General features: G+C 39.2%; 20 protein-coding genes and 1 tRNA gene. 8 read left to right on the top strand and 13 right to left on the bottom strand.

Translation table 11 applies throughout. The features are described 5' to 3' along the window. Positions 1 to 6: 6 nt before the first annotated feature. Positions 7 to 1,476 (bottom strand): FAD-dependent oxidoreductase, encoded by a 1,470-nt coding sequence (locus tag CLV94_RS10705; protein WP_121376627.1) that lies wholly within the window; start codon positions 1,474 to 1,476, stop codon positions 7 to 9. Positions 1,477 to 1,511: 35 nt separating this feature from the next. Next, on the bottom strand, positions 1,512 to 1,871 hold the full coding sequence (locus CLV94_RS10700; RefSeq protein WP_211331193.1) for a winged helix-turn-helix transcriptional regulator: 360 nt from the start codon (positions 1,869 to 1,871) through the stop codon (positions 1,512 to 1,514). A gap of 105 nt (positions 1,872 to 1,976) precedes the next feature. On the opposite strand from CLV94_RS10700, the gene CLV94_RS10695 reads away from it, so the two are divergent. Further along, positions 1,977 to 2,732 carry an SDR family NAD(P)-dependent oxidoreductase gene (locus CLV94_RS10695; protein ID WP_121376480.1) on the top strand — a complete coding sequence of 252 codons (756 nt, stop codon included), beginning with the start codon at positions 1,977 to 1,979 and terminating at the stop codon, positions 2,730 to 2,732. 67 nt (positions 2,733 to 2,799) lie between these two features. On the opposite strand, the gene CLV94_RS10690 is transcribed toward CLV94_RS10695, so the two are convergent. The 3 genes from CLV94_RS10690 to CLV94_RS10680 form a co-directional block, all read right to left on the bottom strand. Then, positions 2,800 to 3,561 carry an SDR family oxidoreductase gene (locus CLV94_RS10690; protein ID WP_121376479.1) on the bottom strand — a complete coding sequence of 254 codons (762 nt, stop codon included), beginning with the start codon at positions 3,559 to 3,561 and terminating at the stop codon, positions 2,800 to 2,802. Positions 3,562 to 3,675: 114 nt separating this feature from the next. Beyond that, positions 3,676 to 4,245, bottom strand: a complete 570-nt coding sequence (locus CLV94_RS10685) for a Crp/Fnr family transcriptional regulator (RefSeq protein WP_121376478.1) — start codon at positions 4,243 to 4,245, stop codon at positions 3,676 to 3,678. A 151-nt stretch (positions 4,246 to 4,396) separates the two neighbouring features. Continuing rightward, positions 4,397 to 4,470 (bottom strand) — tRNA-Arg (locus CLV94_RS10680). A 70-nt stretch (positions 4,471 to 4,540) separates the two neighbouring features. Between CLV94_RS10680 and CLV94_RS10675 the strand changes: the two genes are divergently transcribed. Beyond that, entirely contained in the window at positions 4,541 to 5,053 is a 513-nt protein-coding gene (locus CLV94_RS10675) for an adenine phosphoribosyltransferase (RefSeq protein ID WP_121376477.1), read from the top strand. Here CLV94_RS10675 and CLV94_RS10670 read toward each other — a convergent pair. From CLV94_RS10670 to CLV94_RS10655, 4 genes are all read right to left on the bottom strand, one after another. Then, positions 5,050 to 5,190, bottom strand: coding sequence for an SsrA-binding protein (locus CLV94_RS10670; RefSeq protein ID WP_121376476.1), 141 nt, complete (start codon positions 5,188 to 5,190; stop codon positions 5,050 to 5,052). The two genes, CLV94_RS10675 and CLV94_RS10670, sit on opposite strands and share 4 nt — an antisense overlap. 73 nt (positions 5,191 to 5,263) lie before the next feature. Next, positions 5,264 to 6,889 carry a M56 family metallopeptidase gene (locus tag CLV94_RS10665; protein ID WP_121376475.1) on the bottom strand — a complete coding sequence of 542 codons (1,626 nt, stop codon included), beginning with the start codon at positions 6,887 to 6,889 and terminating at the stop codon, positions 5,264 to 5,266. A 2-nt stretch (positions 6,890 to 6,891) separates the two neighbouring features. Further along, positions 6,892 to 7,251: a BlaI/MecI/CopY family transcriptional regulator gene (locus CLV94_RS10660; RefSeq protein WP_121376474.1), complete on the bottom strand. Its 360-nt coding sequence runs from the start codon at positions 7,249 to 7,251 to the stop codon at positions 6,892 to 6,894. Positions 7,252 to 7,530: 279 nt separating this feature from the next. Further along, positions 7,531 to 7,965, bottom strand: coding sequence for an MFS transporter (locus CLV94_RS10655; protein WP_121376473.1), 435 nt, complete (start codon positions 7,963 to 7,965; stop codon positions 7,531 to 7,533). 162 nt (positions 7,966 to 8,127) lie between these two features. On the opposite strand from CLV94_RS10655, the gene CLV94_RS10650 reads away from it, so the two are divergent. Genes CLV94_RS10650 through CLV94_RS10630 form a run of 5 tightly spaced genes read left to right on the top strand, consistent with a single transcriptional unit; the run spans position 8,128 to position 11,480 of the window. After that, positions 8,128 to 8,730, top strand: a complete 603-nt coding sequence (locus tag CLV94_RS10650) for a DUF1684 domain-containing protein (protein WP_121376472.1) — start codon at positions 8,128 to 8,130, stop codon at positions 8,728 to 8,730. Positions 8,731 to 8,733: 3 nt separating this feature from the next. Further along, on the top strand, positions 8,734 to 9,384 hold the full coding sequence (locus tag CLV94_RS10645) for a TatD family hydrolase (protein WP_121376471.1): 651 nt from the start codon (positions 8,734 to 8,736) through the stop codon (positions 9,382 to 9,384). Between the two features lie 14 nt (positions 9,385 to 9,398). Further along, complete coding sequence (locus CLV94_RS10640) at positions 9,399 to 10,127, top strand: tRNA threonylcarbamoyladenosine dehydratase (protein WP_121376470.1); 729 nt, start codon at positions 9,399 to 9,401, stop codon at positions 10,125 to 10,127. Between the two features lie 30 nt (positions 10,128 to 10,157). Then, on the top strand, positions 10,158 to 10,814 hold the full coding sequence (locus CLV94_RS10635) for an HAD family hydrolase (protein WP_121376469.1): 657 nt from the start codon (positions 10,158 to 10,160) through the stop codon (positions 10,812 to 10,814). A gap of 6 nt (positions 10,815 to 10,820) precedes the next feature. Next, complete coding sequence (locus tag CLV94_RS10630; RefSeq protein WP_121376468.1) at positions 10,821 to 11,480, top strand: HAD family hydrolase; 660 nt, start codon at positions 10,821 to 10,823, stop codon at positions 11,478 to 11,480. 11 nt (positions 11,481 to 11,491) lie between these two features. Here CLV94_RS10630 and CLV94_RS10625 read toward each other — a convergent pair whose 3' ends face one another. Together CLV94_RS10625 and CLV94_RS10620 are read right to left on the bottom strand one after the other, a co-directional pair. Further along, positions 11,492 to 12,772, bottom strand: a complete 1,281-nt coding sequence (locus CLV94_RS10625) for a cryptochrome/photolyase family protein (RefSeq protein ID WP_121376467.1) — start codon at positions 12,770 to 12,772, stop codon at positions 11,492 to 11,494. Between the two features lie 3 nt (positions 12,773 to 12,775). Then, a complete protein-coding gene (locus tag CLV94_RS10620) occupies positions 12,776 to 13,243 on the bottom strand; it encodes an SRPBCC family protein (RefSeq protein WP_121376466.1) in 468 nt (155 codons plus the stop codon). 137 nt (positions 13,244 to 13,380) lie between these two features. Here CLV94_RS10620 and CLV94_RS10615 point away from each other — a divergent pair, with 137 nt between their 5' ends. Continuing rightward, on the top strand, positions 13,381 to 14,229 hold the full coding sequence (locus CLV94_RS10615; RefSeq protein ID WP_121376465.1) for a DUF2911 domain-containing protein: 849 nt from the start codon (positions 13,381 to 13,383) through the stop codon (positions 14,227 to 14,229). 53 nt (positions 14,230 to 14,282) lie between these two features. On the opposite strand, the gene CLV94_RS10610 is transcribed toward CLV94_RS10615, so the two are convergent. Together CLV94_RS10610 and CLV94_RS10605 are read right to left on the bottom strand one after the other, a co-directional pair. Then, on the bottom strand, positions 14,283 to 16,004 hold the full coding sequence (locus CLV94_RS10610) for a sodium:solute symporter (RefSeq protein ID WP_121376464.1): 1,722 nt from the start codon (positions 16,002 to 16,004) through the stop codon (positions 14,283 to 14,285). 112 nt (positions 16,005 to 16,116) lie between these two features. Beyond that, complete coding sequence (locus tag CLV94_RS10605) at positions 16,117 to 18,636, bottom strand: PIG-L family deacetylase (protein WP_121376463.1); 2,520 nt, start codon at positions 18,634 to 18,636, stop codon at positions 16,117 to 16,119. Between the last annotated feature and the right edge of the window lie 79 nt (positions 18,637 to 18,715).

Genomic DNA, 18,715 nt, shown 5'->3' with positions numbered 1-18,715 from the left:
TAGACTTTAATTATTTTGTTGGGTGTCTTTTTTCTTTAGGCACCGTCCTCTTGGCTCGTCGCCTTCATGAAGCACAATTTCGGAATGCAGGAACTGTGCGGCATCTGCCGAATCTTTTACCTTGACAGCGCTGCGTTCTAGCATTTCGGATTCAAATTCTGTCAATACGCTTTTTCTTATTCCTGCTTTTCTCCATTGCGATAAGGGCTTGCATCCTTTTGCGATTCCCCGTGCTAAGGTAAGCGCGTCCAGCAGGGCTTGGTTGGCTCCTTGTCCTTTGAACGGACTCATCGGGTGCGCTGCGTCTCCAATCAGGGTCACGGCGCCTTTTTTCTCTAGTAATTCTGACTCTAATAATTCACGGTCGTATACGGGATAGCCAGAAATCTGTGCTTCCAATGTTGCTGCTACAATTTGTGGGATGGGATCGTGCCATTGCGTCCTGCGACAAGCTTCTTCCTTGAGGGCTTGAGGTCCGTGTGCGCTTAATGCCTTGGCTTCTTCTTCGGACATTGGGAAGCTTAGCTGCCACATTACGGAGTCTGAAGTATACGGCATGATGTAGATGCGCTCGTTGCCATTGGCGGTTTGAAATACCGTGGCGGAGTCGAGCAAGGAACTCGTCGGGTCTTCGAGAGCTTCTAAAGGACAGATACCCAATATCACAATACAGTCCAGATAACGCAAAGGGGCGATATCTTCGCCGAGCAGTAGCCTCCGCACCGAACTGCGGATACCATCGGCTCCAACTAAAAGGCCTGCCTTGGAGCTTTTTATTTTCCCATTGACTTGGAAGTTTAGGGTAACGCCTTGGTCTTCATCTTGCTTAAAATCGATTAATTGATGCCCCCATTGTACGGCATCCTGTCCGCCGAGCTGCTCCAATAGCGCTAGACGCAAGGATTGCCTTGCGATATGGATGTTGGTGCGTTTTTGTGATGTCTTTGCTTCAGAGGACAGCCATTTTCTGATTCCCCATTCGCCGATGACTTTTCCTTCTGTAGTATGAACCAGATGCCTGGTAGAGATTACGCCTTCTTCTAATGAGAAAATGCCGAATCCTTCAATGGCTTTGCTGGCTTGCTGCAATGTGAGCCCGTAGCCTTGAGAACGGGCCGTAAAGTTGTTGTCGCGTTCGAAAAGCGTAAAAGGAATTCCGCGGTGCAGGCAGGCTACTGCTAATGCCACGCCTCCAATGCCGGCACCAATAATAGCGATGTGCGGGTAGTTTTCTTTATCTGCCACAGGAGGAAAGCCAGCCGGAATCAATCCCGATCCGGAACAATTCAGGCAAGAATAAAGAGGGGCTTTAGGGCGGACAGGAGCTGTTCCTTCGCCATTATTTTTTTCAAATAGATCGGAGGCTATTTGGTATTGCAGCCGGACTTTCTTGCTCAGCCTTCGGCTTTTTTTGCCGCGTCCTTGGCATTCCTGGCAGATGGTCCAGTTGGTTTGTTTATTTTCTACTTGTTTCACTTCCAATAACAGGCTTTTATAAAGAGTACATGCAACTATTGTTCGATAATTTTCTTACGGTGTTCTATTCCCCATTCTGTCAGATAATTAATTATCGTTTTTAGGGTAAGGCCATGATCCGTAAGTTCGTACTGCACTGTTATGGGCTGCGTATCTAAAACAGTTCGCTTGATAAGTTTGTTTATTTCTAATTCTTTCAGCTCTTTGCTCAGCATTTTGTTGGAAATGCCTACGACATCATTGAGTATATCCGAAAATCTCCTTTTGTTGTAGTAGCAAATAGAGGAGAGGATGGAGATCTTCCACTTGCCACTCAGCACATCCATTGAATCCTGGACAGCCATCATTTCTTTTTTGTGCTGTTGTTCTACACGAGGTTTACATTCCAATTCCATACGGTGTTACTTTGTTACCTGTTGGTTACTATTACTTTTGGTAACAAAGTTACTTAAATAAATGTAATGTCTATAGCTTTGCATCTCACTTTAAATAAAATAAAAATGAACAGATTAAAAGATAAGGTAGCCATAGTTACAGGGGCATCAAAAGGAATAGGTGCTTCGATTGCAAAATATTTTGCCGCAGAAGGGGCAAAGGTTGTAGTGAATTATGCTTCGAGTAAAGAAGACGCCGAAAAAGTAGTCAGCGCAATAACCGATCAGGGAGGAACAGCCATTGCAGTGCAGGGCGATGTATCAAAAGAAGCTGATGTGGCAAGATTGCATGCCGAAACTAAAAAGGCTTTCGGCACATTGGATATTCTGGTAAACAATGCGGGCATTTATCTGTATGAGCCTATTGAGCAAGTATCGGCAGAAACGTTCCATCGTTCTTTTAATATCAATGTCTTGGGATCCATACTTGCCATACAGGAGTCTTTGAAGCTTTTTGGCGATAAGGGAGGTAACATTATTAATATCAGTTCGGGAGCGAGCAATTCGCCTTTGCCTACCGGTTCGGTTTATTCGGCGACAAAAACAGCACTAGATGCTATTACCATTTCTTTATCTAAAGAATTTGCCGGAAGAAATATCCGTATCAATTCTATTCTGCCAGGTATTGTAGAGACTGAAGGTTCTCATAGCGCAGGGTTTATCGGCAGTGAGGCGGAAGCAGGTTTTGTTTCTAAAACACCGCTGGGCCGTACGGGTCAGCCAGATGATATTGCAAAAGTTGCCGTATTTCTTGCTTCTGATGAGGCGGCATGGATTACCGGAGAGAAAATCACCGTTGGCGGAGGCGTCTATGGTTTTTAAGACAGAAGATTAATGAAAGTAAAAAGGCGACAATTGGTCGCCTTTTCAAGTTTTGTAAAATAAAATTCTACCACGGAATTTCTCCTGTTTCAGGATTGGTTTCTTCGCAGAAAAATTTTCCTGTTACGCCATCGTTGCCTATCAAGGCGTATTTTACTATTCGTTTTCCAGCATCTTCAACCGTGCCTGTGCCTCTGTTATAGTTTAGATCGGTTTTGGTAAAGCCGGGACTTACGGCATTGATCTTGAAATTGGTATCGCCCAATTCGTAAGCCAAGTTTACAGTGTACATATTTAGGGCGGATTTAGAGGATAGATAGACCGCTCCTTTATGGTTGTAATATTTGTAGGATGGATCGCTGTGCAATGTAATAGAACCTTGGCTGGAGCTTACCATTACAATCCTCGGCTCGTCTGATTTTTTTAGCAGATCCAGAAAGGCCTGCGTCACTCTTATTACGCCATAGACGTTGGTTTCGTATACTTCCTTAAAGATATCAACGCTAGTATCGGTTGCGGTCTGCGGGATAAAGCTTCCGTCTTCTTGTAGTTTTACTCCTGTAATACCGGCATTGTTGATGAGAACATCCAAAACGTCTGTCTTGCTACCGATTGCCAAACGGGCTTTTTTTACGGATTCGTCGCTGGCTACATCCATCTGGATGGCTTCTGCATTAGACAATCCTTCCGATTTTAATTTGTCGACTGCTTGCAGTCCGCTTTCCAAATTTCTACTTCCCAGATAGACATAAAAGCCTTTTTGCAATAATTGTCTCGCGGCCTCAAAGCCAATACCTTTATTAGCTCCTGTAATAAGTGCTTTTTTCATTTTTGCTGATTTAAGATTAACAATGCAAAGTTGGCCCTGAAAAGAATAAAACCATTTACCATTTGGTAAAAAGCGATTTTCAGTCCAATCCGACTCTGTGCAAGCAAATCAGGATCAACGGATGTTCTTCCTGATTCGGCTCAGCGACTGCTGCGTGACGCCTAAATAGGAAGCGATATAAGAAAGTGGAACGCGATTGGCGATAGAGGGAAATTTTTCTAAGAATGTCAGGTATCGTGTCGTGGCATCTTCTGAAACTAGCGGACTTCTTCGGTCTAGTTTTTCTATGAGTGCCTTTTGGATAATTTTATTGACAATAGTGTCCCATCCGATAATAGTATTGGACAGTTCTTCCCAGTCTTTTCGGGAAAATACGAGCAGTTTACATTCGGTAACAGCTTGGACGTATTCTGAAGCAGGAATTTTTGCCTCGAAATGGTGCCAGTCAACAATGAGGTGATTTTCGTCGCCGAAATACTTGGTGACTTCTTCGCCCTTGTTGTCGTAATAGCAGACCCGCAGAATACCTTCCAAAATAAAGCCGACCTGGTTTGGAATTTTTCCTGCTTCCGAGAAATATGCCTCTTTCTTGAGTAACAGTTCCTCAGTCTTGCTGCCGATGAGGTCAATCTGCTGAGTGTTCAGGTTTCCGAATTGCAATAAGAAGTCTGTGAGTTCTTTCATGACGGAAAATTAGTAAATAGGATCTTTACAGGATTTATCAAATGGTAAAAAGTTTGCACAGACTCAGGAACATTGCAAATTATGTCTTTGTTTTCTAGTAGCTGGGTCAAATAAAAAGGGACAAAAGATAATTTATCTTTTGTCCCTTTAGTGACCTCGACTGGATTCAAACCAGTAACCTTCTGAGCCGTAATCAGATGCGCTATTCAGTTGCGCCACGAGGCCTTAATGCGGGTGCAAATATAGGAAATTATGTTTATCTTGCAAATCAATTTTGAAATTAAATGTAATAAAAATGTCAATAGAAAAGTACATCCGTGATATTCAGGATTTTCCGAAACCTGGAATTGTTTTTAAAGATATAACACCTCTTTTGGCTGATGCAGAGGCTTCAAAAGCGTGTTTGGAACTGCTAATCAATGGCTTAAAAGATAAAAAGATTGATAAAGTAGTAGGAGCAGAGAGCCGCGGCTTCTTTTTTGCTACGCTTTTGGCGTATCGATTGGGAGCGGGGTTTGTTCCGGTGAGGAAGCCGAAGAAGCTTCCGTTTACGACCATTACAGCAACGTATGAACTGGAATATGGCACCGATACCTTAGAAATGCATACCGATGCTATAAAAAAAGGCGACAGAGTATTGATTCATGATGATGTCTTGGCTACTGGCGGAACGGCAAAAGCGATGTGCGAATTGGTTGAAAGGCTAGGCGGGGAAATCGTACAGTGTAATTTCTTGATGGAGCTTACTTTTCTCAACGGCAGGGAAAAAATCAAACAGTATGATATCTTTTCTCCCTTGAAATATTAATCTAACACATGGGTCGTGACATAATATTTCCAGGCAATGATTGCTTTTTGCCATTTGGTTGCCTTGGCTAAGTCTAAGCCTTTCTTGGTATAGTTGGGCAGCAGCCACTTGTTTAGTTTTGCTAATAGTTTGAACATGACTTTTCTTTTTATTTAAAGATACAAAAAAAGGCTGTCTTTTTAGGACAGCCTTTTGCTTTCTTGTTTTGTCTTATCTTAAGTTTTTCTCCATTTGTTCTTCCATCTGTTTTGCATAGGCTTCCATCTGCTCTTCGAAGATTTCCATTTTCTTTTCAAACTCTTCCATTTGTTTTTCGAAGTCTTTTGAGAAGGCAGCTTCCATTTCTTCACCATATTTTTCCATGGCTTTTTCGAATTTTGCCATTTCACCGTCTTTAGCTTCCATCTTAGTTTCAAATTCCTTCATCTTTTTCTCAAATTCTTTCCATTCTTTGCTGTCTTCGTTATAAGCAACAGTTGGAGGCGTTGGAGGTGTTGGGAATTGCGGAACCGGCGGCGTATTTGGCATTGCAGGCATTACTGGCGGTGTTGGCGGAATAGGAGGTGTTGGCATTTCAAGCTTATCGGCTGATACTACTACAGAAGATCCGTTTGTAGTTCTGCCGTAGAATGTGTTTTTAGGGCTAGAAATAACGACTTTATCATCTTCTTTTTTCAATACAAAAGGTTGGATTGGTTCGTCGCTTTTTAGGTATGAATTTCCTGAATTGCCATCCTTGTCTTTGTAAGTTGTCTTGATGGCCACGATTTCCTTGTCGGCATTTCTTTTGACTTTTGAAAACTTCACGTCGATTCCATTATTCTTCTTAAAAATCTCTGATTGCAGTTTTAGATAGTCATCCGTAGAATTTTTATCTACTTTGAATTCATAAGGATTTGTTTCCTGGATTGCTTTTTTTGAAGATTTCTCCTGCGCTACGGTTTCCACTTGAAACTGAAGCATGAAAACTGTCAGTAATGGCAATACGATTGCATACTTCCATGAATTTCTCTTTTTTGATTGATCTGTGTTTAACATAACGATTCGCTTTTTGATTAATGATTGAAAAAAATGATTAGTAATTGGAATGCAGTGATGAGGTGCACTTACTTTTAATAATGTTTTTTGGTATATGATTCGGTCCGAAACCATTTTTAAGGCTGTCGAATCGGCAATAAATTCTAAGTTTTGGACAATAGCTTTTTTATGCAACCAGGCAAAAGGATTAAACCAAAAGGCAATGCAGAATAGTTGGCTTATGATCATGTCGGCCGAATGCATCTGCGAGCTATGTACTTTCTCATGTTCTAAAATGTTATCTAATTCTTCTTGCCTGAAACGGTTTGAATTATAGACGATATAATTAAAAAATGAAAAAGGCGACTGTATTCTATCCGTATCCACAAGCTTAAAACTGCCGCAAGTTTCTATCGTCTGGTTTTTAAATATTTTTTTTAGTGCCCAAAAGTCTCGAATAAATTTTCCTAAGAAGAAAAGCATCCCCATAAGATAGATTCCGGCTACAACATACAGCCAATTAATCTCAAACGAAGGCTCTTGAATCATTGGTGGTATTTCGGTTTTTGGAAAATCTCTAACGTAAGTCATAGGATACGCCCCTGTTTCTAAGGGTACATAGTGCCTTACGACAGGTTCTGTCCACACTATTTTTTTGAAAATAACAAGCGGCAAAGCCAATGAGGTTAGTATCCCAGCCAAGAGGAACCATCTGTTAGACGTAAAGAATGTCTCTTTTCGCAACAGGAAATAGTAGGCTAGAAAGAACACGGCCAATAGGGCAGATGCTTTTGCAAAATAGAGGATGAAGTTTTCCATGCTTATTTCTTTTTTTCGATCATGTCTAAAATCTCACGTAATTCGTCGGCAGAAATCTTTTCTTCTTCAGCAAAAAAGGAGACTAGGTTTTTATAAGAGCTGTCAAAATAATTGTCAATTGCTGTAGTCATAAAACGTTTTCTATAGTCTTCAATGGCTACGATAGGATAATACTGGTGCGAGTTTCCGAAAGCAGTATGCGATACGAAACCTTTTTCCTCCAATATTCTCACAATAGTCGAGAGCGTATTGTAATGTGGCTGGTCTTCTTTGATTTCGGCCATTATCTCTTTTACGAAAGCTTTTTCAAGTCTCCATAAAATGTGCATTACTTCTTCCTCTTTGTTTGTTAATTTTTGCATCTTTTTTTTATTTTTTGGAAGTCTCCCGAACGTTCCAAGATAGAACGTTCAAGAGAAATACCAATCTAACCCTTTAACAAGACAAACTTACAACTAAATTTTTAGTTTGCAAACTATTTTTTTAGTTATTGAACTGTTTTTTTAGTTTTTATGTCTTTTTTATTTGTAAATAGTTGATATTTAAGGTATAATAAAAACGAAAATGCAAGCTAAATTAATCAAAAATGTAATGCTGAAAGCAAAGGAGTTTAGAAAAACGCCTTTGTTATCTAAAATAAGCTATTTGTTTTTTAAGATCATTTGTTTCAAATAAATGATGCTGGCACAGGAGAGAAGGCCCAAAGTTCCCATTACGATCCAATTTGCATTGTAGCCAAAGCGGGAAATAATTTCCATACCTAATTTAGCGCTGGTGACATGCGCGAGGCTGAAGCTCATCGTAAACAAAGCCATATAGCGGCCTTCATGTCCTTTTGGAGCTCGGCTCATCGCAAAACTATTTGAAAACGGAAAGTTCAGCATTTCTCCTATAGTGATAAAGACCATGCTGATGACCAAGATGCCCACCCAGTTGTCGAAAAGCAATACAAAAAAGCTTAAGCTAACGAAAAAAGTACCCCAAAGAATAATTTTTAGACGATTTACCTTTTTTCTTTCGAGAAAGGTGACCGTTGGCATTTCTAAGAAGAATATGAGCAGTCCGTTGAAAGACATCAATAGATTTCTTTTGTAAAGCCTCTAAAAGAATCGATGTAGCGTTTGAAAGCTTTTTGAAGCATTGAATTGTGAATTTGACACAAAGTTACAAAGTTTGGATTCCTTTTTTTAGAATCTGTAATCGATTATTTTGCTTATTTTTGCCTAAAATTTAAAACTGTGAAAAGCTTTCTAAACCTCTTGTTTTTGCTGGCAGCTGTGGTTTCATCCGCACAAAAAAGTTTTGTAAAAGATTCTGTTATTGCTTTTCAAAAAGAAATCAATACAGAATATGCTGATTCTGTAAAAAGTCCATTGCTCAAAAAAGATTGGAAGGAATTCAAGTCGTTGGATTTTTATCCGATCAGCGAAAAGTTTTTTGTAAACGCAAAATTTGTAAGGACTCCCGATGAAAAACCTTTTGAAATGCCGACGACAACATCTCGAAAGCCAATCTACATAAAATATGGCGAGGTACATTTTTCGATCGACGGCAAGCATTTCAAGCTGAATATCTACCAAAGCCAAGATTTGAAGAAAATTGACAAATACAAAGACGCGCTTTTCCTGCCTTTCACAGATTTGACTTCGGGCGTGGAAAGCTATGGCGGTGGAAGATATGTCGATCTGAAAATTCCTGAAGGCGATACGATTGCGATTGATTTTAATACAGCATACAACCCGTATTGCGCTTACAATCACAAATATTCTTGTCCGATTCCGCCACAAGAAAATGACCTTAAAATTGAAATCAAGGCTGGCGTGAAAAAATTTAAAAAATAAGTTTTGCTATACAATCTCCATACGCACAAATTCTCAAACCATCCCGATTGTCTTGAATTGGTGAATCAGTATCCGCAGGAATTTGATGAAACCATTCCGTTTTATTCGATAGGAATCCATCCTTGGTATATTGTAGAAGATAGGATAGAAGAAGATTTGGGGATTATTGAAGAAAAACTGCAATCTGCAAATTGCTTGGCAGTAGGAGAATGCGGTTTGGACAAAAGAATTGAAGTTCCGTTTGATTTGCAAGAAGAAGTATTCAGGAAACAATTGCTTTTGGCAGAAAGATACCAAAAGCCAGTTGTGATTCATTGTGTGGCTTCTTTTCAGGAATTGATTGCGATCAAAAATGATTTGGGAATAACGGTTCCGATGATTATCCACGGATTTTCAAAAAACGAGCAGCTGGCAAAACAGCTACTAAGCAACGGATTTTATCTTTCTTTCGGAAAGTATTTGTTAAGAAATCCAGAGTTGGAATCGGTCTTTAAAAATATTCCTGACAACCAGTTTTTTTTGGAAACCGATACCCTAGATGAAACCATTGAAGAGGTGTATGCGATAGCTTCGCGATATAAAAGTAAAAGTACCGATGAATTGCAGGAAATCATCCGATTAAATTTTGAAAAAGTTTTTAAAATACAGTTATAATAAATTTAGAAAAAATGGCGCAGTGGACAGAAAGGGCTGAATTGCTATTCAAAAAAGAAGGTCTTGAAAAATTAAAGAATTCAAATGTATTGATTGTCGGCGTTGGAGGTGTAGGCTCTTTTGCGGCCGAATTTATCGCAAGGGCAGGTGTTGGAAAAATGACCATAGTTGATGGCGATGTCGTGGATATTACGAACATCAACCGACAATTACCAGCTTTGCATTCTACAGTTGGCGTATCAAAAATAGATGTAGTTGGTGATCGTTTGATGGATATCAATCCAGAATTACAGCTTACGAAAATAAAAGAATTCCTTTCCCCAGAAAGAGCATTTGAAATTGTGACCAATGATTTTGATTATGTCATGGATTGCATCGACAGCGTGACGCCAAAACTGAATCTTATCATTGCGTCTAAAAGAAAAAAGATAAAAATTATCAGCAGTATGGGCGCTGGCGGGAAGATGGAAGCTGCTAAAGTAAAAGTTTCGGATATCAGCAAGACCAAAAACTGCTATCTGGCCAAAGCCATAAAAAGAAGATTGAAAGAAGTAAAGATTGATAAAGGCGTAAAAGCCGTATATTCTTCTGAAATTCAAGATACTTCCAGCTTGAGAATGACCGATGGCAAGAACTTCAAAAAGTCATTTTACGGAACGAACAGCTATATGCCTGGGCTTTTCGGACTTCATGCGGCAGAAACGGTAATCCGTTATTTATTGAAAAAGGAGGGACACAATTAAAATTTTCTACCAAAACTACACAACACAACAATGATAAAAACAGTAATTTTTGACATGGACGGCGTTATCGTTGATACGGAACCGGTTCACAGATATGCCTATTTCCAACATTTTGACGAACTAGAAATTTCCGTAACAGACGATATGTTTGCGACTTTCACAGGAAATTCTACTCGCAATGTTTTCCAGAAATTAAAGCATGCTTTCGGTTTAGATCATGACGTAGAAGATTTGATACAGCGAAAAAGAAACATTTTCAACGATGCTTTTGATACCAAAAAAGACCTGCACCTTTTAGAAGGAGTAGAAGATTTAATTAAAGACCTTTACCAAAACGGCATCCAGCTTATCGTGGCATCGTCGGCTTCAAAGGTTACGATTGAGCGCGTTTTTAACCGATTTCATCTGCATCAGTATTTTTCGGATATCGTTAGTGGAGAAGATTTTCCGAAATCAAAACCGCATCCGGCCATCTTCGAACATGCCGCTTCGTTATCCATAGCTAAAAAGGAAGAATGTATTGTTATTGAAGACAGTTCCAACGGTATTGAAGCTTCAAAAGCAGCCGGAATTTTTTGCGTAGGTTATAACAGCGAACATACCAAACTTCAGGATTTGTCAAAAGCAGACTTGATTATTAATCACTTTAACGAGCTGAACGCCGAAAAAATTAAGAATTTAAAGTAAAACAAAATGGTTAAAACCGTGATTTTTGATATGGACGGTGTCTTAGTCGACACTGAGCCAGTTCACTATGATGTAAGCCTATTGCAATTCAAAGATTTAGATATAGAAGTTCCCGATGAAATGTACCATACGTTCACAGGGAATTCAAACAAGATGATTTATCAGAAGATAAAAGACAGATTCCAGCTGGCACACGAGGTCGAAGACCTGATTGTAGCTAAAAATAAGCTGTTTTTAGAAGCGTTTGACAATAAAGAAGACTTGCACCTGATGCCCAGCGTCAAAGACCTCATCATTGACTTATACGAAAATGGAGTGCAGCTGATTGTAGCTTCTTCTTCTGAAATGGCGATTATTAACAAAGTTTTCGACCGTTTTGGACTGAATCCGTACTTTACGCACAAAGTTAGCGGTGAGGATTTCCCAGAATCCAAGCCAAATCCCGCGATATTTTTAAAGGCGGCTTCGTATTCGAAAGCGCCCATAAACGAATGTATTGTTATTGAAGACAGTACCAATGGCATTACAGCAGCAAAAGCGGCCGGTATTTTTTGTATTGCCTATAAAGGCAAAACTGCAGTAGGACAGGACCAATCGAAAGCCGATATGATCGTGACCGATTTTAGCGACCTGAGTTTTGAAAAAATAAAAAATATAAATTCGTAATGATAAGGAGGCTACCCGACAGCTTCCTTATAAACTTTCAGGCATCTTTCCCTGGCTTCTTTGTGGTCAACAATCGGTACGTAGCTTAGTTCTTGGAATTCAGGTACCCACTTTTTGATGTACTTGAAATCCTTGTCAAATTTTTTGACTTGCTCGCTCGGATTAAAAATCCTGAAATAAGGCGCCGCATCAACGCCAGAACCAGCAGCCCATTGCCAATTCCCGATATTGCTGGATTGTTCATAGTCTAACAGTTTTTCTGCAAAGTAGGCCTCACCCCAGCGCCAGTCAATCAAGAGATGCTTGCATAAAAAGCTGGCGACAATCATCCTTACGCGGTTGTGCATATTTCCGGTAGCATTCAATTGGCGCATTCCAGCATCAACAATAGGATAGCCGGTGTTTCCTTCGCACCATTTTTGGAACTCATTTTCGTTGTTACGCCACTTGATATGGTCGTATTTCGGACGGAAGCTTTCGGTAACTGTATTAGGAAAATGCCAAAGAATTTGCATGAAAAATTCTCTCCAAATCAGTTCATTCAAAAAAGTATCTTTTTTATGCTGTAGTGCCTTTTTTACAATTTTTCGGATACTCACAGCACCAAATCGTAAGTGCGGACTTAAATGTGAAGTGCCATCAACACTTGGGAAATCACGAGTTTCTTTATAATTTTCAATAACCGTATCAGAAGTATCAAAATCTTCAACTGGAATAGTAGATTTTAGAAATCCGATATCTTTCAACGTCAGAAAAGGATAAGAATGGTGAACTATTTGTCCCATTTTTTTCTCTGAAGGAAAAGAGTCTATTGGTTTATCTCGAAGATTTTCTTTCCACTTTTTAGAATACGGAGTATAAACGACATACGGCGTTCCATCTTCCTTCACGACTTCACTTTTTTCAAAAATAACCTGATCCTTAAAAGTATGAAATGCAATGTTTTTAGATTTCAAAAGGTTTTTGATTTCGGAATCTCTAGTTCTTGCATACGGTTCGTAATCATGATTGGTATAGACCGCTTTTATAGGGTTTTCCGAAATTAACTTTGTAAAAATATTTTCAGGTTTATCATAAAAAATGGCCAGTGATTTTCCTGTTTTTTCGAGCTGATTTTGGATTTTTTCCAGCAATTGCGAGATAAAAGTTACCCGAGCATCATCTTCTGGAAGTTCGGACAGAATGTTCTTGTCGAATATAAAAATAGGAAGAGTCTCGTCAGCGGACAAAGCTTCCCACAATCCTTGATTGTCTTCCAATCTCAAGTCACGCCTAAACCAAAATATATTCATAGCTTATTGCTTAAATTCACCAAAAAGTTCTACAAGTTTGTTTCGTCTGAAAGCAAAAATTTCCTCAAGTTTTGGCTTTACTAGAAAAGGATGCGCTAACTGGCCTAAGAGTCCCATGGGTACTTTATAATGGACAATATCTTCCATCTCCACGCCGCCAGGAATAGGAGTCAGGAAATGTTTATGATGCCAAAAGGCATAAGGCCCGAATCGCTGCTCGTCTACAAAGAATTTTCCATCATGGACATGCGTAATTTCGGTAACCCATTGCATCGGAATACCAAAGAGCGGCGTAATCGTATAATGGATGATCTGTCCTGCAAACATTGCTTTTTCATCGCCAGAAATCGTCTTGAACCCCATCGATTTTGGAGTGATTACTTCTAGGTTTTTTGGATCGGCAATAAATTTCCAAGCCTCATCGACAGTGATCGGCAGCTTTTGTTTTGTATGCAGCGTATATAATTTCATATTACAAAAATATCATATTGTTTAATTAAAAGCTAATATAGTTAAACAATATAATACTTTTTTCTTGGTTTTATTTAACAAATAAGTGATTTGGAATTATTAAATTCGCAGACATTAAATCAAAAACTATAAATTATATGAAAAAGATAATTATTGCTGCAGGATTGCTTCTAATTACTTTAACTGCTGAGGCACAAGTAAAAACGCCACAGCCAAGTCCAAAATCTGATGTAACTCAAGTAGTCGGATTAACTGAGGTGCATATTGAATATTCTCGTCCGAGCAGCAAAGGAAGAACTATTTTCGGAGACTTGGTTCCTTTTGGAAAAACTTGGAGAACTGGAGCTAACGGTAATACGGTAGTCACTTTCAGCGAAGATGTAAAAATTGGCGGAAAAGACTTGCCGAAAGGAAGCTATAGCCTGTTTACAGTTCCTAAAGCAGATTCTTGGGATGTTATTTTTTACAAAGACACTAATAACTGGGGCTTGCCAGCAGAATGGAACGAAAATAAAGTAGTTCTTAGAACAACTGCAAAACCAGAAAACCTAAACAGAAATGTGGAAACTTTGACGATTGCAGTCAACAATATCAGCAATGATTCAGGAAGCTTGGAAATTTCTTGGGAAAAAACTCTTGTAGCGGTTAAGTTTGATGTTCCTACGCAAAAGACAGCGATGGCTAGCATCGAATCTACATTATCAGGACCTTCTGGGGATGATTATTTTGCTTCTGCACAGTATTACTACCAATCTAACGGCGACATGAACAAAGCCTTGACTTGGGTAAATGCTGCGATTGAAAAATCAAAAGGTGATGCACCATTTTGGTATTTAAGACAAAAATCGTTGATTCAGTCGAAATTGGGAGATAAAAAAGGCGCTATCGAAACGGCTAAATTGTCTCTGGCTGCTGCTGAAAAAGCAAACAATGCTGATTATGTAAAAATGAACAAAGACAGTATTGCTGAATGGAGCAAGAAATAATAACCATTCTGTTGTAATTTATAAAAAGCTGATTGCATTGCAATCAGCTTTTTTTATTGTTGTTGCTTGGTATTAGAATTTCTGAAATATTGCACCGTTACCGAAACAATAATCGTGATGATAACTCCGATAAAGTTCAGCCATAAGTAGCTTAATTTTTCTTTTCCAGGAGGGAAGATGTAGATGGCCAAATAATAAATTATAAATATCGCTATCTGGCTGAATACGGCGGCCCAGAAAATGGCTTGTGCTTTTACATATTTTATGTAGAAAGCTACCAAGAAAATCCCTAAAATGGTACCATAAAATATAGAACCGATGATATTTACGAACTGGATCAGGTTTTCAAACAATGTACCAAAACAAGCAAATAGGATAGCAATCATACCCCAAAGCAACGTAAATCCTTTAGAAGCTCTTACAAAATGCGCTTCGGACTTTTCGGTTTTGATATTTCTTTTGTAGATATCGATTACAGTTGTAGATGCCAAAGAATTGATTCCTGCGGCAGTAGACGACATAGCCGCGCAGATAATTACAGCAAGCAAAAGTCCGATAAATCCTTTTGGAAGGTAATGGATAATAAAATGGATAAATACGTAATCGCTATCTGTGGTCTTGTTTTTCTTGTTGGCTTTGCTGATTAAGACTTTAGCATTTTCGCGAAGCGTTTTTTCTTTTTCTCCTAACGCGATAATTCTGTTTTTTAAGACTTTATTGTCAGTTTCGATATTTAGCTGATTGACATACGCCAGCGTCACTTCTTTCTTTTCTGAAGCGATATCCACCAATTCGCCTTCTAGCTTTTTATAGTCGTTGGCATAGACAGATTTTTCGATACTCGCCTTGCTATTTGGATTGAAATTGATTGGTACGGACTGGAACTGAAAAAAAACATAAACCATAATTCCGACCAAAAGAATGAAGAACTGCATCGGCACTTTTAAAAGCGCGTTAAAAACAAGCCCCATTTGGCTTTCTCTTACCGATTTCCCTGATAAATAACGTTGTGCTTGAGATTGGTCAGTTCCGAAATAGGAGAGGGCCAAGAATAAACCTCCTGTCAATCCTGTCCAAACCGTATATCTTTTTTCTTTGTCTAAAGAAAAGTCAAGAATATTCATCTTGTCGTTTACGCCGGCAATCTGCAAAGCGTTATTGAAAGAAACCTCTTTTGGCAATAAGCTTAATATTATAAAAAAGGCGATGAACATTCCCGACATGATGATAAACATCTGCTGTTTCTGGGTAACATTGACCGCTTTTGTCCCACCCGTCATCGTGTAGATGATGATTAAAATACCGATGACAATATTCATCAGATTCAAGTTCCATCCCAATATAGAAGACAATACGATTGCTGGCGCATAAATCGTGATTCCGGTAGAAAAGCCTCTTTGTATCAGGAATAATATGGCTGCAAGCGAACGAGTCTTAAGGTCAAAGCGCTGCTCTAAAAATTCATAAACGGTATATACTTTGAGCCTATGATAAATGGGAATAAAGGTAATGCAGATGATAATCATCGCCAACGGAAGCCCGAAGTAAAACTGCACGAAGCCCATTCCGTCATTAAAAGCCTGTCCTGGAGTAGAAAGGAAGGTAATAGCGCTGGCCTGGGTTGCCATTACAGAAATTCCTACGGTATACCAAGGAGTCTCATTGTTCCCCAAGATATAATCCTGCACGTTTTTGCTGCCTCGAGTTTTCCAGGCACCATAAAAGACGATGAAAAAAAGCGTAATGATTAAAACTACCCAGTCGATTACCTGCATTTATGAAAAATATTGCATTATAAAGTAAAAAATCAGAATGTACAGGGCGTTCATTACAAGCACCAAGGTGTAATTTCTTTTCCAGCTTCTTAATTTCTTTTCTTCCATTATTTTATGATTTTTCCTTTTTTCCTACGGAAATAAGATTGGTAAAAAGCTTAAATGCACCTGGAACGCCGGCTGGCAATTCCCTGAAAAAGCTTAATCCTGTGTAAATATAATATCCTTTTCCGTAATTCGCGATTAAAAGGCTGCCTTGTTTTTCAGATTCCCCTAAATCTTTCATGCCAAGGATAGGCGTGAACTCAGGCGCCCATTTATCAGGGAAATATAATCCTCTTTCTTGAACCCAGCCTTGGAAATCGGTTTCTGTTATTTTATTAGGATGATTTAAAACGGAATGCGTTGCGTTCAGAAACGAAACTTTTGCATTTTCATCGGTAACCCTGTCGCTCGAAAGATTTAGTTCGTACGGAGAAAAATCCGGCACATTGAATCCGCGTCTTCCAGAAGTATTGTATTGCACGATCAAATTACCTCCATTTTTTACATATTCCAAAAGATAGCGCTGTTTGAATTGCAGGTCAGAAATTACGTTATACGCACGGATTCCCATTACGATGGCGTCAAATCCAGCCAAAGAAGTTTCGGTAATTTCATTCGGCTTTATAATTCGTACATCATAACCGATTTGTTTCAGACTCTGCGGAATTTCATCTCCAGCACCTTCAATATAACCGATAGTCTGTCCTTCTCTTTTAATGTCCAATCGTACGACAGAAGCTTCGGAAGGCATCAAAACAGATTGTTTTGGAATATGGTCGTACTGAATGGTTGTCAGTTTCTGTCCATATTTTTTTCCTTCAGAAGTGATTAAAGGCGAAATGATTCCTTTGTTTTCAGAAGCAGGAGGGGTGACGTTGAAAATAACAATCTTTTCGTCATTTTTCATGGCGATTTCAAAATCGATAGTTTCAGGAGAAACCTTCCAGCCTTGTGGTACTTGAAGACTAATGCCGCCTTTTAAGTTTGCTTTTCCTGCTTTTATCTTTACAGAAATTGGCTTTTGTCGGGAATCTGGGAAAATAGTCACATCATCCAAAACGAGCGCTGTTGCTTCGGGCAGGACTTCAAAAGGCTGGTATACTTCGCCTTTTTCAGGATCTGAATATTTGTAGATGATTTCTCTGTAGACATCAAAAGGCTGTCCTGCAATTTTCAGGCTCCATTTTAATTTGAGCTTTTCAGTATCCGGTTTTCCTATCAAGGCTATGTCTTTTACGGAATACATTCCTAAAGTTCCTTTTTCATTTAGCCAATAAGGCGAGGTGTAAGGTGTTCCAAGCGCGGTACGTAATTTCTTTTCGGCTTTGAAGAGACTGTTTTTATCAAGCTTTTTGCCTGAAATTTTCCCGTTTTCAGGATTATTTAGAAAGCTGACTTCGATCAATTCGATATCTTGGCTGCTTCGATTTACGGCCTCGAGCCTCAATGTAAATTCATTATTTGGATTGGTGCTTTGTTCTGAAGAAGTACCTTCTAAGAACAATCCTGCAGAAGCCAAGATAATAGTTTCAAGTTCTTGTTTTTTGATGGTTCTCCAATGCTCGTCTTCTAACTTGCTGATGAGATTGTACGCTTCAATCAATTTTGGAAGATGTACGGAAGGATCGTTAAAGTTGAAATTAGCTTGGACTTCATTTAGTATCTTTCCGATAGCTTCACCGCCTTTGACTCTTGTCCAAGTAGTGTTTATGCCATCAAATAAATTGTTTTTGTCTTTCGGGAAATCACCTTTTAGAAATTCGATATATTCCATTTCGTCGCCGCGAGTTCCTAAAGTACCGAAGCCTTGGCATTTGTGCTGGCTTCTGCTTAAGGCGGCAATTTCGCCATTGCTTTTACCTTTTATTCCAAAATAGACGCCTGCGTTGATTGCAATCATCTTGCTTTTATCTGCCTGCTCAAATTTTTCTTCTGAGCCGTAAAACCACCATGAAGTATTAAAAAATATTCGTTTTGGCTGCCAGGTTTCCCATGAAGTGAGCTGTTCTGGATAGCTTTTCTTGTTTGCGGCCAAATCAAAAGCCTCCATGCTGAGCATAGCAGAAGCGGTATGATGTCCGTGCGTGGTTCCCGGACTTCTATGGTCAAAGCGATTGATAATGATATCGGGCCTGAATTTTCGGATAGCCAAAACGACATCGCTTAAGACCTGATTTTTGTCCCAGATCGAAAAAGTTTCGTTTGGTTCTTTGGAAAAGCCGAAATCATTGGCACGAGAAAATAGTTGTTCTCCGCCATCGATTCTTCTGGCGGCCAATAGCTCTTGGGTTCTCAAGACGCCAAGTAGTTCTCGGAGTTCGGAACCTATTAAGTTCTGTCCGCCATCGCCTCGAGTCAAAGAAAGATAGGCCGTTCGGGCTTTAATTTCATTAGAAAAATAAGAAATAAGCTTGGTGTTTTCATCATCTGGATGTGCGGCTACGTATAAAACCGAACCTAGAAAATTTAGTTTTTGTACTTGTTCGTAGATTTCGCCAGAGTTTAATTTCTGCGGCTGTTGAGCATTCAGGATACCGAATGTGAATAGGAAGAAAAATAGGGTGTGGTAAGCAGTTTTATGTATCATTTTAATTTTATGGAACTCAGTAGCTTCAAATATAATAATTAATTTTCCTGTGTGTTTTTCTAGTTACGACTTTAACAAA

The organism is Flavobacterium endophyticum, assembly GCF_003634455.1.
Lineage (GTDB): Bacteria > Bacteroidota > Bacteroidia > Flavobacteriales > Flavobacteriaceae > Flavobacterium > Flavobacterium endophyticum.
This window is presented reverse-complemented; position numbering and strand designations above follow the sequence as displayed.